The sequence below is a fragment of the Actinoplanes sp. CA-051413 genome, from assembly GCF_050955795.1.
Lineage (GTDB): Bacteria > Actinomycetota > Actinomycetes > Mycobacteriales > Micromonosporaceae > Actinoplanes.
Genome location: NZ_CP192100.1, coordinates 1,357,082 through 1,370,527, shown reverse-complemented (window position 1 = coordinate 1,370,527; position 13,446 = coordinate 1,357,082). Strand labels below are relative to the sequence as shown.

Below are 13,446 nucleotides of genomic sequence, written 5' to 3'. Positions count from 1 at the left end.
ACCATGGACGGCACAGCGGTGGTCATCGGGGCCGGCATCGGCGGGCTCGCCGTCGCGCGGGTGCTGAGCCGGCGGTACGCCCAGGTCACGGTCCTCGACCGGGACCTGCTGCCGGCCGACGGGGTGCCTCGGCGCGGGGTGCCGCAGAGCGCGCACGGGCACATCCTGCTGATCTCCGGGTTGCGGGTGCTGACCGAGCTGTTCCCCGGCCTCGGCGAGGAGCTGATCTCCCTCGGCGCCCGGCGCTTCGACCTCGGGACCGGTCTGTGCAACTACCGGTTCGGCCGCCGCCGCACCCCCGCGCCGGCGGGTCAGGACCTGACCTCGGTGAGCCGGCCCCTGCTGGAGGCGGTGATCCGCGCGCGGGTCGCCACCGAGCCGACCGTGACCATCCGCGAGGGGGTGGCGGTGACCGCCCTGATCGGGGCCTCCGACGCGGTCACCGGGGTGGTGCTGGACACCGGCGAAAGCATCGCCGCGGACCTCGTCGTCGACTGCTCCGGACGCAACAGCCGGTCGGACCGGTGGCTCGGCGAGCTCGGCCTGCCGGCACCACGACAGCTCGAGGTGGAGATCGGCGTCGCCTACACCACCCGGGTCTATCGGCGCGGGCCGGGCGAGTTGGAGGGCTGGGAGGCGGCACTGGTGCTGCCCGAGCCGCCGCACGAGAAGAAGGCCGGGCTGGTGCTGCCCATCGAGGACGACCGGTGGCTGGTCGCGGTCGGCGGCTGGCACGTCGACCCGGTGCCCAGCGACGTGGCGAGCTTCGAGGCATACGCCCGGAGCCTGCCCGACCCGATCGTCGCCGACCTGATCGCGCGGGCCGAGCCGCTCGGGGAGCCGCTCCCGTTCCGGTTCCGGTCCAGCCGCCGCCGGCTCTTCGAGGAACTGGACCGGCTCCCGGCCGGATACCTCACCGTGGGCGACGCCGTGTGCAGCTTCAACCCGATCTACGGGCAGGGCATGACGGTCGCCGCGATGGCGGCCGGCGCGCTCGGCGAGACCCTGGACCGGCATGGCGCCGCGACGACCGCGGCCGCCCGCGACTACTACCGGACCGCCGCGGAGTTGATGGCGGTCCCGTGGCGGTTCGCGGTCGGCAACGACTTCGCGTATCCGCAGACCGCCGGGCCGCGGCCGCACGGTGTCCGCCTCACCAACTGGTACTCCAAGCGGCTCGCCGTCGCTTCGCAGTCCTCGCCCGAGCTCAGCCGGATCTACCTCGGCGTGCAGCAGCTGCTGATGCCGCCGAGCGAGTTGCTGCGCCCGGGCGTGGTCATCCAGGCGCTGCGGCTCGGCGGCCGGCGGGCCTCCTAGCGCGGGATGGCCGTGCGGACCACCAGCACCCGGTCGGTGCTCTCGTCGTCGGTGAAGGCCCGCGCCAGGTAGAGCCAGTCGCCGTGCACCGCGGCCGCGTCGGCGTGACCGGCCGCGGTGGCCAGCGACCCGTCCGGCCGGATCTGCAGCACCTCGGTCGTGTCGGTGCCGATGTCGCGGCGCTTCCGGGACTGGACCAGCAGGTCACGCTGCCGGCCGGTGGCGTCGCCGGTCCAGTCGAACCTTCTCGGCAGGTCGTCGGCGCCGGTGCGGACGCTGGTCACGTACACGTTGCCGCGCTCGTCGGTCACCAGGCTCGCGTTGCTCTCGCCGCGCTGGCCGGTGCGGCTGCCCCGGAGCCAGACCGACGCCCGCGCCGCCTGGCCGCGGTCGGCGAACGGCTTCTCCGGATCGTCGACGTCGCCGTCGAGGCCGCCGCCGGCGACGTTGCCGATCAGCTCGTGCGCGGAGCCGTCCGCGCGGACCGCGACGACGCTGCGCCGGCCCGGCGCAGCGTAGAGAGTGCCGTCGGCGCCGATCGCGATCGGGTCGTTCAGGCCGCCCTCCAGGGCGATCTGGGTGGCCGGGGTGCCGTCCGGAAAACCGCCCTCCCGGGTACGCGCGGAGCGCCACTGCCGCGCGGTGAGCCCGGCCAGATCCCGCCCCAGTATCGTCTTGATCTTGCCGCCGTCGACCGTACGGACCAGCTGGTGGGTCGTCGGGTCGTTGCGTTCCTCGGCGAAGTACATCCGGTTGTCCGGCCCGACCGCGACACCGTGCAGATACCGCAGGTAGGCGCCGTCCGCCGCGGCACCGTCGGCCGGCGGCTTGCGGTCACCGCGGTAGGTGTCGCGGTTGATGCCGAGCCGCTGGGTGGCCTTGCCCTCCGGCGTGATCTGCCAGACGCCGCCCTCGCCGTTCCACAGGGCGACGTAGACGGCACCGTCCGGGCCGGCCGTCATCTGGCTCACGTACTCGGCTCTGAAGCCGGGCACCGCCACATGGGACAGCTTGCCGTCCTGCACCGTCCACATGGTGGCGACCGCGTTGGTCTCGGTCAGCACCCGCAGCGTCCCGGCCCGGTCGACCGTCATGTCCACGAGCCGGCCGTCGATGAACGCGTCCATGGCCGGGCCACCGTCGGCCTCGCCGCCACCGGCCACCAGCTCCACCGTCTGCGCCGACGTGCTGCCCGGCGTGCACCCCGCAGCGGCCAGCACCAGTGCGGCGGCCGCGACACCCATCCCCCGTTTGGTCACGGCGGCATAGTAAAGCTAGCGGGGAAGCTCCTTGGCAATGACCTTGGCGAGCTCACGGAACGCCTTGCCCCGGTGGCTGATCGCGTCCTTCTCTTCGGCGCTCAGCTCGGCGTTGGTCCGGCGCTGGCCCTCGCCCAGGAAGATCGGGTCGTAGCCGAAGCCGCCGGTGCCGCGCCGCGAGCGCAGGATCTGGCCGCGCTGCTTGCCCTCGACCAGGTGCTCGCGGCCGTTGGGCAGCACCAGCACGGCCGCGCACACGAAGGCGCCGCCGCGGTGCTCGTCCGGGACGTCGCCGATCTGGGTCAGCACCAGATCGAGGTTGGCCTGGTCGTCGCCGTGGCCACCGGCCCAGCGGGCGCTGAAGACGCCCGGCATGCCGTTGAGCGCGTCCACGGCCAGCCCGGAATCGTCGGCCACCGTCGGCAGGCCGGTGCGCGAGGCACCCTCGCGGGCCTTGATCAGCGCGTTCTCGCCGAAGGTCAGGCCGGTCTCGGGCACGTCCGGGTAGTCCGGGAATTCGCCGAGCCCGACCAGGTCGATGCCGCCGGAGCCGAGCGCGTTGTCGAGGATGCGCTGGAGCTCCACCAGCTTCTTCGGGTTCGCCGTGGCGAGCAGCAGGCGGGCGCTCACGAGGCCAGCGCCTTCTGCTGGGCCGCCGCCAGCTCCGCGCAGCCCAGCACGCCCAGGTCGAGCAGCGCGTCGAGCTGGTCCCGGCGGAACACGTTGGCCTCGCCGGTGCCCTGCACCTCCACGAAGTCGCCGTCGCCGGTGCAGACCACGTTCATGTCCACCTCCGCGGCGACGTCCTCGAGATACATCAGGTCGAGGCGCGGCTCGCCGTCGATGATGCCGACGCTGACCGCCTGGATCGAGCGGTGCATCACCTTCTCGACCTTGCCGGCCAGCGACTTGCGGTCGGCCAGCCAGTTGACCGCGTCGTGCAGCGCGACGTAGGCGCCGGTGATGGCCGCCGTCCGGGTGCCGCCGTCGGCCTGCAGCACGTCACAGTCGAGCACGATGGAATTTTCACCCAGGGCCTTGAGGTCGATGCAGGCCCGCAGGCTGCGCCCGATCAGCCGGGAGATCTCCTGGGTGCGGCCGCCGACCTTGCCCTTGACGCTCTCCCGGTCGCCGCGGGTGTTGGTCGCGCGGGGCAGCATGGCGTATTCGGCGGTCACCCAGCCCAGGCCGGAGCCCTTGCGCCAGCGCGGCACGCCCTCGGTCACGCTGGCGGTGCAGAGCACCCGGGTGTCGCCGAATTCGACGAGCACCGATCCCTCGGGATGAATGCTCCACCGGCGGGTGAGGGTCACGGGTCGGAGTTGGCCGGGCTCTCGGCCGTCGGGTCGCGCCATGGGAAGAGCCTAGGCTGATCGCCGCTACAGCGCGTCGCCGGGTGCCGTCGCCCAGGCACTGGAGGCGACGGCGGCGACCGCCGGCACGGCCGGTCGCAGCGCCCGCTCCGGCATCGGCTGCCGGGTCAGGACCGCTGAGCTGCGCGCCTGCGGCAGGGCGCCGTGGGCCCGCAGGAAACCGTCGACGGCCTGGGGCCAGCCGAACAGCTCGGCGCGGGCCCGGGCGGCCGCCCGGCGCTCGCCCTCGGGACGCTCCATCAGGCTGCGCACCCCCTCGGCGAAGGCCTCCGGGGTGCCGCGAACAGCCACACCGGCGTCGCCGACGACCTCGGGCAGCGCGCTGGCCGCGTTGACCACCACGGGCGTGCCGCAGGCCAGCGCCTCCAGCGCGGCGAGCCCGAAGGTCTCCACCGGGCCGGGCGCCACGGCCACGTCCGCGCTGGCCAGCAGGGCGGCGACGTCGTCGCGGTCGGAGATGTGCCCGGCGAACCGCACCGGCAGCCGGGCCGCCCGATAGGCCAGCGCGGCCCGCCGCGAGCCGTCCCCGGCCAGCGCCAGCACGGCGGGCACCCTAGCGGCGCGCAACGCGGCGATGGTGTCGACGGCCAGCTCGGGGCGCTTGTCGGCGGACAGCCGGCTGCAGTAGACGACGAGCAGCTCCTCCGGGCGGGCATAGCGGGCCCGGACGGCGGCGTCGGCCCGGCTCGGGTGGAACTGACGCAGGTTGACGCCGAGCGGCACCTCGACGAGATTCGGCACGCCGAGACGGCGGAACTCCGCCGCCGCGAAGGCGGTCGTACAGACGATCTGGTCGAAGACCTCGGCCGTACGCCGGTTGAGCCGGTCGGCGAGCGAGTCGCGGTGCGGCATGCCCCAGACGCCCAGCAGGCCGGCCAGGGACTCGTGGGAGACCATCATCGAGCCGACTCCGCGCTCCCGGGCCCAGCGGCCGGTCCAGCGCAGGGTGGCCCGGTCGGAGACCTCGATGCGGTCCGGCTGCAGGCCGTCCAGCAGCCCGGTCAGCTCCCGCCGGCCGGCCAGCACGCGGTAGCCCCCGGTGCGCGGCACCCGGTGGCCGGGCAGCGTGATGACCCGGCCCTGCTCGGTCATCTCGTCGGAGCGCTCCCGCCCCGGCACGATCAGGATCGGCTCGTGGCCGGCCCGCAGATAGCCCTCGCCGAGGTTGCGCAGCGCGGTGCGCAACCCGCCCGAACGAGGTGAGACGAAGTTCGCCAGTCGGACGATACGCAGCTTGCGTTCACCCACTGATCGACCGGTCATGCAAGGCACTCCAAGGTCACTTCGAGGTCGGTGGTCCGCTCGTGCCGTCCCCTCGGCAAGCTCAGAGATCGTAGCGGGAGCCGGGTCGCACGACCTCCACCGGACCCACGAACGCGGCGGACGCGGCCTCCACAGTAGAGGCCTCGCTGCCCCAGGCGGGAACCAGATGGGTCAGCAACAGTTTGCCGACGTCCGCCTTGGTCGCCGCCTCCCCCGCCTCGCCGCCGGTGAGGTGCAGGTCGGGCGGGTTGACCACGCCGTCGAGGTAACTCGCCTCACACAGGAACAGGTCCGCGCCCTGGGCCAGGCGCAGCAGGGCGTCGCACGGCGCGGTGTCCGACGAGTACGCCAGCACCCGGCCGTTGTGCTCGACGCGGACGCCGTACGTCTCGATCGGATGGTTGACGCGGTCGGCGGTCACGGTGAACGGGCCGATCGGGAACGTGCCCGGCTGCAGACCGTAGAACGTGTACACGTCGTCGACCGGCTCGTTCTCGGCGCTGTAGGCGGCTGAGATGCGCTCGGCGGCGCCCATCGGGGCGTACACGGGCAGCGGCGGGAGCGGGCCGCCCGGGGCGTAGCGGCGCACCACCACGTAGGTGCACGCGTCCAGCATGTGGTCGCAGTGCAGGTGGGTCAGCATGATCGCGTCGACGGCGCCGATGCCCGCGTACCGCTGGAGGGCCGACAGGGAGCCGGATCCGAAGTCGATCAGCAGCCGGAACCCTTCCGCCTCCACGAGGTAGGCCGAACAAGCCGACTCGGGGCCGGGAAAACTGCCGGCGCAGCCGAGGACGGTCAGTCGCATGCGGGTTCCTCTGGTTCACGCTCGGTCGTCCACTCGGCCAAGACCCATGCTCCTTGAAAGTCCTTTGCCCCCAGGAAACGGTCCTTGGTCGAGACGGCAGACCAGTCAATCACGCTGCGCAGCCTACGCCGGGGCCAGCACGTCGGCTAAATGTCTGATCGATTTGTCGCGAAATCGACAACGCAGGTCACACCGGTCGTGACCTGCATCATTATCCCATCCGTTACGCCACGTGAGTCGCATTCGTTGCACACCGTGAAGGACCACCAGGGTCAAACGGAGGAGCGCAGTGGCGACGACGGGCGTGCAGGAGCCGAGACGGACTCGTGTCCCGGTGCAGGACTCTCCGGCGCCGGACGTGGTCCCGTTCGGCTGGGAACCGGGTCCGGCCGACCTGATGGACGACATCGACGGCGAGGTCTACTTCCGCTTCCCCACCCCGGACGATCCGGCGCCGGGGACCCGGCGGCTGCTGGCCATGTCCCTGTACGCGTCGCTGCTGGGCCTGGCCGGTGTCGGTATCGGCATCCGCGGGCTGGTCTCGCAGATCGGCGGCGGGGTGCCCGGCTGGTACGTGCTGGTGCTGGCCTTCCTGGGCATGGTCAGCGTGGCCCTGTCGGTGGGAGCGTTTCTCTCCATCCACCGGCGGGTGCTGCCGTGGCTGCTGCTGCTGGCCGCGGCCCTGCCGCTGATCGCGGACATCATGCTGGCCGTGGCCTACTGAGCCGGCTGCTGAGCAGGCGGGGCGGCAGTGCCGCCCCGCCTCTTGCTCAAGCCCAGAGCTGACCCTCGAGAGCGTCCTCGGCCTCGGCCAGCGTGCCGCCGTAGGCACCGGTGGAGAGGTATTTCCAGCCGCCGTCGCAGATCACGAAGGCCACGTCGGCGCGCTGACCGGCCTTGACCGCCTCGTGCGCCACGGCCAGCGCCGCGTGCAGGATCGCGCCGCTGGAGAAGCCGGCGAAGATGCCCTCGACCTCGACGAGCTGCCGGGTGCGCAGCACCGCGTCGCGGGTGCCGACCGAGAAGCGCCGGCTCAGCACCGTCGCGTCGTAGAGCTCCGGGACATAGCCCTCGTCGATGTTGCGCAGGCCGTAGACCAGCTCGCCGTAGCGCGGCTCGGCCGCGACGATCTGGATGCCCTCGACCTTTTCCCGCAGGTAGCGGCCCGTGCCCATCAGCGTGCCGGTGGTGCCCAGGCCCGCCACGAAGTGGGTGATGGTCGGCAGGTCCTGCAGCAGCTCCGGCCCGGTCGTCTCGTAGTGCGCCCGGGCGTTGCCCGCGTTGCCGTACTGGAACAGCATGACCCAGTCGGGGTGCTCGGCCGCGATCTGCTTGGCCGTCGCGACCGCCTGGTTGGAGCCCCCGGCGGCCGGCGAGAAGATGATCTCCGCGCCGTACATCCGGAGCAGCTGGACCCGCTCGGAGGAGACGTTCTCCGGCATCACGCAGACCAGCCGGTAGCCGCGCAGCTTGGCCACCATGGCCAGGGAGATGCCGGTGTTGCCGCTGGTCGGCTCGAGGATGGTGTCGCCGGGGCGCAGGCGACCGGACTCCTCCGCCTCACGCACCATGTACAGCGCCGGGCGGTCCTTGATGCTGCCGGTCGGGTTGCGGTCCTCCAGTTTGGCCCAGAGCCGCACCGGCGGCGCCCCCTCGGGCACCGTCGGCGACAGCCGGGGCAGGCCGACCAGCGGCGTGCCCCCGCAAGCGTCCAGCAGGCTCTCGTAGCGAGCCACGGCTTCTACCTACCGAGCAGGGCCGCTGCGGCGGCGAAGCCCAGTGCGCCGCCGGCCACGGCCGGCAGGATGGTGACGGAGTCGCCGTCGTTCAGCGGGGCGTCGAGCGCGCCCAGGAAGCGGACGTCCTCGTCGTTGACGTAGACGTTGACGAAGCGGTGCAGGCCACCCTCGGGCGTGAGCAGCCGGCCCTTGAGACCCGAGTGCTTGGTGTCCAGGTCGTCGATCAGGCCGGAGAGCGTCGCACCGGAGCCCTCGACGACCTTCGAGCCGCCGGTGTAGCTGCGCAGGATGGTGGGAACGCGAACTTCGATAGCCATGACTGTGATGCTCCTAGGAAAAGAGAAGTCGAGAGAGTTCGAGGGCAGGGTCTGCTGAGGTCGCGCGTCAGCGACACTCGTAGTAGACCGACGCGGGGCTCTGCCCGAACATGTACGACTGGACGGCGTAGCCGTCCGCACTCCCACTCACGCGTCCACCGTCGCATCCACGATGTTGACCTCTTCTTCGGTCACCACACCGTCCACGATACGGAACGAGCGAATCTCCTCGGAATCCGGCTCGCGGGTCGAGACCAGAAGGTAATGGGCGTCCGGCCAGCCGGCGATGTCGGCGTCCGTCCGGGAGGGGTAGGCCTCGGTCGCGGTGTGCGAGTGATAGATGACCACAGCTTCTTCGTCGTTGTCGTCCATCTCGCGCCAGACGCGGAGGTACTCCATCGAGTCGAACTCATAGAAGGTCATCGAACGGGCCGCGTTGTCCATCGCGATGTGCCGCGTCGGCAGGTCGCTGCCGATGGGCCCGGCGACGACACCGCAGGCCTCGTCGGGGTGGTCCCGGCGGGCGTGGGCGACGATCGCGTCGACGATCGCGCTGTCGATGGTCAGCACGCTGTTCACATTACCGTGGCGCGGCGCCGGACCGGGCGTGGCAGTGCTCACGCGCGTACGGATCACCACGTGGGGTAGGGGTGGAGACATGAAGCAGCGATCAATCGGAAACGTCCAGGTCAGCGCCATCGGGCTCGGCGGCATGCCGATGTCCATCGAGGGGCGGCCCGACATCGACCGCTCGGTCCGCACCATCCACGCCGCGCTCGACGCCGGCGTGACCCTGATCGACACGGCCGACGCGTACCACCTGCACGCCGACGAGGTGGGGCACAACGAGACCCTGATCGCCCAGGCGCTGGCGAGCTGGAGCGGTGACACCTCCGGCGTGCTGGTCGCCACCAAGGGCGGCCACCTGCGTCCCGGCGACGGCTCGTGGACCGTCGACGGCTCCCCCGCGCACCTGCGGGAAGCCGTCGAGGGCTCGCTCAAGCGTCTCGGCGTCGACGCCATCGGCCTCTACCAGTTCCACCGGCCCGACCCCAAGGTCCCGTACGCGGACTCCGTCGGCACCCTGCGCGAGCTGCTCGACGAGGGCAAGATCCGGCTGGCCGGCATCTCCAACGCGAACGTCGAGCAGATCCGCCAGGCCCAGGAGATCCTCGGCGGCCGGCTGGTGTCGGTGCAGAACCAGTTCTCGCCCGCGTTCCGCTCCTCGGAGGACGAGCTGCGGCTCTGCGACGAGCTCGGCATCGCCTTCCTGCCGTGGTCGCCGCTGGGCGGCATCGCCAAGGCCGGCGAGCTGGGCAGCCACTTCGCCGGGTTCGCCCAGGTGGCCGAGGCCCACGGGGTCAGCCCGCAGCAGGTGACCCTGGCCTGGGAGCTGGCCAAGAGTGAGCACGTGATCCCGATCCCCGGCGCGAGCCGTCCCGAGTCGATCACCGACTCGGTGCGGGCGGCCGAGCTGACCCTCACCGACGAGGAGCTGGCCCGGCTGGACCAGGCCGCCTAAGGCCGTTCCTCGATCTCCGGGAGGGCGTTGAGCAGCGACTCCTGGAGGTAGCCGAGATAGGCGTAGACGGACAGCTGAAAGACCCGGCTCGACGCGGGGTCGCGCACCACGGCCTCGTCGAGCTCGTCACCGAGGTCGGTGTCGCCCTGGATGTCGAGCCGGGTCCCCATGGCCAGCCGGGCGTCGTTGATCGCCCGGAGCCAGGCCTCGGCCTCCTCGCCGTCCAGGCGCACCTCGCCGGGGCCGTCGTCGGGCAGCGCGGCGAGGATGGCCCCGGCCTGGTCGATCTTGCCCGTCTTGAGGTCACCCTCGGTGTAGAGGCGGAACTCGGCCGCGTCGTCGGGCCGGTCCGGGTAGATGTCCGGGAAGAGCCGGCCGACCACCGGATCAGTGTGGTCGAACCCGTCCATGAGCAGGCCCACGACCTCACCGGCGACCTTGCGCAGCACGCGCACCTCGTCGATGGCGAAGGTGGCCACGCACTGGTTCCCGTTGCGTCGGAACATCGTTCAGTTCACCCGCTCACTCAACCGCGGTCCACCGTCGCCCACAGACCGTAGCCGTGGAGTTGCGCAGCGTCCATTTCCATCCGTTCACGCGCGCCGCTGGACACGACCGCCTTGCCCTTGTTGTGCACGTCCATCATCAGCTGTTCGGCCTTGTCGTGGCTGTACCCGAAGATCTTCTGGAAGACCCAGGTCACGTACGACATGAGATTGACCGGATCGTCCCAGACGATGGTCACCCACGGCCGGTCATCAGCCGGTACCTCCTCGATCTGCGGCGTCTCTGCGGGAGCGACCTGAGGCAACGCCATGCCCCCCATCGTGCCACGCCGATTCGGGCGGGAGTCGAACCGAGCACGCCAGGCGCGCCGGGAGGGGTGGGATGGCGCAGCCCCGAGCCTGCGCCGCGCCCGCGGTAAAAGCCGCTCACCGGCGCAAACAGCCGGTGGAACCGGCGGGGCGCCCGGACCCGCCCCGCCAGGCTGGGCCCGGGCAGTCACGCCGGCACCGCCGAACCGTATGGGACGGCAGCGGGGGCGGACAGATGCCTGATTACTCACCGTTTCATGCACTCTTACTCATTCTCGAACGTGGTACGGGCGGTGATGTGAAGGTGACGGATCTCGATATGCTGACCCGGTGGAGCACTGGGGATTCGTCGGTCGCGCCGACGAGTTGACCCGGATCACGACCGTCGCCACCGGGGATTCCGACCGCGGCCTCATCCTGAGCGGCAGCGCCGGCATCGGCAAGAGCCGGCTGCTGCACGAGGCCGTCGCCGGGCTGCCGGAGGAGCACTACGCCGTCCACCGCGCCTCGGCGAACATAGCCAGTTCCGGTCTGCCGTTCGGCGGCCTGGCCCAGATCCTGCCCACCGACCCGCCGGCCGGGCTGTCCCCCGCCGGGCTGTTGCGCTGGGCGGTCGATGGGCTGCACGCCGAGTCCGGCGACCGGCCGATGGTGCTCGCCATCGACGACGCCCACCTGCTGGACCCGCCGTCCGCGGCACTGACCCACCTGCTGGTCCGCGAGGGCGCGACCCTGCTCGGCACGCTGCGCACGGCCGAGCCGGTGCCGTCCCCGATCAGCGCGCTGTGGACCGAGGGGCTGCTCAGCCACGCCGAGCTCGATCCGCTGACCGACGACGAGTCCCGCCTGCTGCTGTCCGCACTGGTGCGCGGGCCGGTCGAGCCGGGCTCCGCGCAGCGGCTCATCCGGCTGGGCGGCGGCAACCCGCTGCTGCTGCGCGAGCTCGTGCTCGCGGCGCTGAGCGGAGGCGAGCTGTCCGAGACGTACGGATTCTGGCGCTGGACCGGCCGGCTCACCCTGGCCCCCAGCCTGGCCGACCTGGTCGGCGCCCGGATCGGCGGGCTCACCCCCGGCGTGCGCGACGTGCTCGAGATGGTCTCGTTCGGGGAGCCGGTCGGGCTCACGCTGCTGATGCGGGCCGCCGCGGCCGCCGACGTGGAAGCCGCCGAGGAGCGCGGGCTGATCCGGATCGTCGTCGACGAGCGCCGCCGCGACGTACGCCTGGCCCACCCGCTCTACGGCGAGGTGGTCCGCCGCGGCTGCCCGGTCACCCGGTCCCGGCGGCTGCTCGCCGCGCTCGCCGACCTAGTCGAGGGGGCCGGCGCCCGGCGCCGGGACGACCTGCTGCGGGTCGCGGTCTGGCGGCTCGACTCCGGTACGGCGCAGGACGGCACGCTGCTGCTGGACGCGGCCCGCCAGGCTTTCAACCGCTTCGACATCGACCTCGCCCGGCGCCTCGCCGCCGCTGCCCGCGATGCCGGAGCCGGCTGGGCCGCCGCCGAGCTGCTGGCCACGGTGCTGCTGTTCGCCGACTGCCCGGAGGAGGCGCTGACGGTCCTGGGCACGGATCCGGACGACAGCGCCCGCCGGCTCACCGCGCGGGCCGCCGTGGAGTTCTTCGGGCTGGGCCGGGCCGAGGCGGCGGACACGCTGGCGGCGGCGCAGCCGGCCCACCCGGCCGAGCGGGCCCGGGTACGGGCGTTCGAGGCGTTCATCCGGCTCCAGCTCGACGAGCTGCCGGCCGCCCGGAGCCTGGCCCGCGGCGTGCTCGAGGAGCCGGCGGCCGGGATCGCCACCCGGGCGCTGGCCCGCTGCGTGCTGGCCTACCTGCTGGCCGCCGGCGGCGACCCGGACGGCAGCGCCGAGCTCATCGCGGCGGTCGAGGCCGACACGGCGGACTGGCGGCGCGACACCCCGACCCTGCAGTACGCCCTGCAGATGGCCGAGGGCACCCGGGTCAGCGTGGCCCTCGACCTGCCCGCCATCGACCGGATCCTGGCGGCGGAGTTCGCCCACCTGGCCCAGGCCGGCGGCTTCGGCTTCGGCTCCGGCTGGGTGTCGCTGCTGCAGGCCCAGGCGAGCCTGCTGCGCGGCCGGACCGGCGAGGCCCTGCACGCCACCGAGCAGGCCTGCGCGTCGCTGGCCCCGGCCCGGGTGTACGACGGCAGCGCCCACTTCGCCCGGGCCAACGTGGCGGCGCTGCGCGGCGAGAGCACGATCGCCACCGAGTCCCTGGCCACCGCCGAGGCGGCCGCGGGCACCGCCGTCAGCCTCTACTACCCGTGGCAGGAGCAGGCCCGGGCGTGGACGCTGGTGAGCCAGGGCGAGCCGGCTGCCGCCGTACGGGTGGTGCAGCGCGCGGTGACCCGGCTGCGGGCCGACCACCTGCACGGTCAGGAGCTGCTCGCCCTCTACGACCTGGTCCGGCTCGGGCAGCCGCAGCTGGCCGCCGCCCGGCTCGGGGAGTTGGCGCCGCTGGTCGGCGGCCCGGCGACGGCGCTGGTGATCCGGCATGCGGCGGCCGCCGCGGCCGAGTCCGGCGAGGACCTGTTCGCGGTGGCCCGGGAGTTCGCCGTGCTGGGCTACCAGCTCTTCGCCGCCGAGGCCGCGGCCGGTGCGGTCCGGGTCTTCCGCACGGCCCGGGATCCGCGGGCCCTGGCCGCCAGCACGCTGATGGCCGACGTGCTGAGCCGCTGCGGTGCGCTGCGGACCCCGGCGCTACTGGCGGTCCAGCCGGCGCTGACGGTCCGCGAACGCCAGGTGGCCGAGCTGGCCGCCGAGGGGGTCCGCAGCCGGGAGATCGCCGACCGGCTGTATCTGTCACCACGCACGGTCGAGAACCATCTACAGCGCGTCTACACCAAGCTGGGAGTCAACGGCAGGCTGGAACTTGCACCGGCACTGCGCCTGCTCCCGCAATAAGGTAGGCGCGGCGTGACCGACTGCACCGAGCGCAGCGAGGGCCAGGAGGGGACGCCTAAGGTAGTTCTGTGACCGACTTCGCACCTGCGCTGCTGACCGACCAGTACGAGC

Annotated in this window: 13 protein-coding genes and 1 pseudogene; 4 read left to right on the top strand and 10 right to left on the bottom strand. The window is 72.4% G+C overall.

The window, feature by feature from the left end; translation table 11 throughout:
- The first annotated feature begins 3 nt into the window (after positions 1-3).
- Positions 4-1,317, top strand: a complete 1,314-nt coding sequence (locus ACQP2Y_RS06515; protein ID WP_433725484.1) for an FAD-dependent oxidoreductase — start codon at positions 4-6, stop codon at positions 1,315-1,317.
- Here the strand turns inward: ACQP2Y_RS06515 and ACQP2Y_RS06510 are convergent.
- The 5 genes from ACQP2Y_RS06510 to ACQP2Y_RS06490 all read right to left on the bottom strand — a co-directional run bounded on the left by ACQP2Y_RS06510 (position 1,314) and on the right by ACQP2Y_RS06490 (position 6,020).
- Complete coding sequence (locus ACQP2Y_RS06510; RefSeq protein WP_433725482.1) at positions 1,314-2,576, bottom strand: hypothetical protein; 1,263 nt, start codon at positions 2,574-2,576, stop codon at positions 1,314-1,316. The two genes, ACQP2Y_RS06515 and ACQP2Y_RS06510, sit on opposite strands and share 4 nt — an antisense overlap.
- Before the next feature lie 15 nt (positions 2,577-2,591).
- A complete protein-coding gene (gene rdgB / locus ACQP2Y_RS06505; protein WP_433725480.1) occupies positions 2,592-3,206 on the bottom strand; it encodes an RdgB/HAM1 family non-canonical purine NTP pyrophosphatase in 615 nt (204 codons plus the stop codon).
- Complete coding sequence (rph, locus tag ACQP2Y_RS06500) at positions 3,203-3,931, bottom strand: ribonuclease PH (protein ID WP_360555199.1); 729 nt, start codon at positions 3,929-3,931, stop codon at positions 3,203-3,205. The genes rdgB and rph overlap by 4 nt, the downstream gene beginning before the upstream one ends.
- A 24-nt stretch (positions 3,932-3,955) precedes the next feature.
- The gene (locus ACQP2Y_RS06495; RefSeq protein WP_433725478.1) at positions 3,956-5,212 is read right to left on the bottom strand and encodes a glycosyltransferase; all 1,257 of its coding nucleotides are present in this window, start codon (positions 5,210-5,212) and stop codon (positions 3,956-3,958) included.
- A gap of 61 nt (positions 5,213-5,273) precedes the next feature.
- Positions 5,274-6,020 (bottom strand): MBL fold metallo-hydrolase, encoded by a 747-nt coding sequence (locus tag ACQP2Y_RS06490; RefSeq protein ID WP_360555203.1) that lies wholly within the window; start codon positions 6,018-6,020, stop codon positions 5,274-5,276.
- Between the two features lie 334 nt (positions 6,021-6,354).
- Between ACQP2Y_RS06490 and ACQP2Y_RS06485 the strand changes: the two genes are divergently transcribed.
- Positions 6,355-6,744 carry a hypothetical protein gene (locus ACQP2Y_RS06485; RefSeq protein WP_433725476.1) on the top strand — a complete coding sequence of 130 codons (390 nt, stop codon included), beginning with the start codon at positions 6,355-6,357 and terminating at the stop codon, positions 6,742-6,744.
- Between the two features lie 46 nt (positions 6,745-6,790).
- Here the strand turns inward: ACQP2Y_RS06485 and ACQP2Y_RS06480 are convergent, their stop codons facing one another.
- The 3 genes and pseudogenes from ACQP2Y_RS06480 to ACQP2Y_RS06470 all read right to left on the bottom strand — a co-directional run bounded on the left by ACQP2Y_RS06480 (position 6,791) and on the right by ACQP2Y_RS06470 (position 8,646).
- Positions 6,791-7,756 (bottom strand): PLP-dependent cysteine synthase family protein, encoded by a 966-nt coding sequence (locus ACQP2Y_RS06480; RefSeq protein WP_433725474.1) that lies wholly within the window; start codon positions 7,754-7,756, stop codon positions 6,791-6,793.
- 5 nt (positions 7,757-7,761) lie between these two features.
- The gene (locus ACQP2Y_RS06475; RefSeq protein ID WP_360828883.1) at positions 7,762-8,076 is read right to left on the bottom strand and encodes a MoaD/ThiS family protein; all 315 of its coding nucleotides are present in this window, start codon (positions 8,074-8,076) and stop codon (positions 7,762-7,764) included.
- Positions 8,077-8,143: 67 nt separating this feature from the next.
- Positions 8,144-8,646: pseudogene (locus ACQP2Y_RS06470) on the bottom strand (Mov34/MPN/PAD-1 family protein).
- 88 nt (positions 8,647-8,734) lie between these two features.
- On the opposite strand from ACQP2Y_RS06470, the gene ACQP2Y_RS06465 reads away from it, so the two are divergent.
- Positions 8,735-9,598 (top strand): aldo/keto reductase, encoded by an 864-nt coding sequence (locus tag ACQP2Y_RS06465; protein ID WP_433725471.1) that lies wholly within the window; start codon positions 8,735-8,737, stop codon positions 9,596-9,598.
- Here the strand turns inward: ACQP2Y_RS06465 and ACQP2Y_RS06460 are convergent.
- The gene (locus ACQP2Y_RS06460; RefSeq protein WP_433725469.1) at positions 9,595-10,104 is read right to left on the bottom strand and encodes a DUF2017 domain-containing protein; all 510 of its coding nucleotides are present in this window, start codon (positions 10,102-10,104) and stop codon (positions 9,595-9,597) included. The genes ACQP2Y_RS06465 and ACQP2Y_RS06460 overlap by 4 nt on opposite strands.
- A 20-nt stretch (positions 10,105-10,124) precedes the next feature.
- Entirely contained in the window at positions 10,125-10,415 is a 291-nt protein-coding gene (gene clpS, locus ACQP2Y_RS06455; protein WP_212992473.1) for an ATP-dependent Clp protease adapter ClpS, read from the bottom strand.
- A 328-nt stretch (positions 10,416-10,743) separates the two neighbouring features.
- Here clpS and ACQP2Y_RS06450 point away from each other — a divergent pair, with 328 nt between their 5' ends.
- Positions 10,744-13,335: a LuxR C-terminal-related transcriptional regulator gene (locus tag ACQP2Y_RS06450; protein ID WP_433725467.1), complete on the top strand. Its 2,592-nt coding sequence runs from the start codon at positions 10,744-10,746 to the stop codon at positions 13,333-13,335.
- Positions 13,336-13,446: the final 111 nt, after the last annotated feature.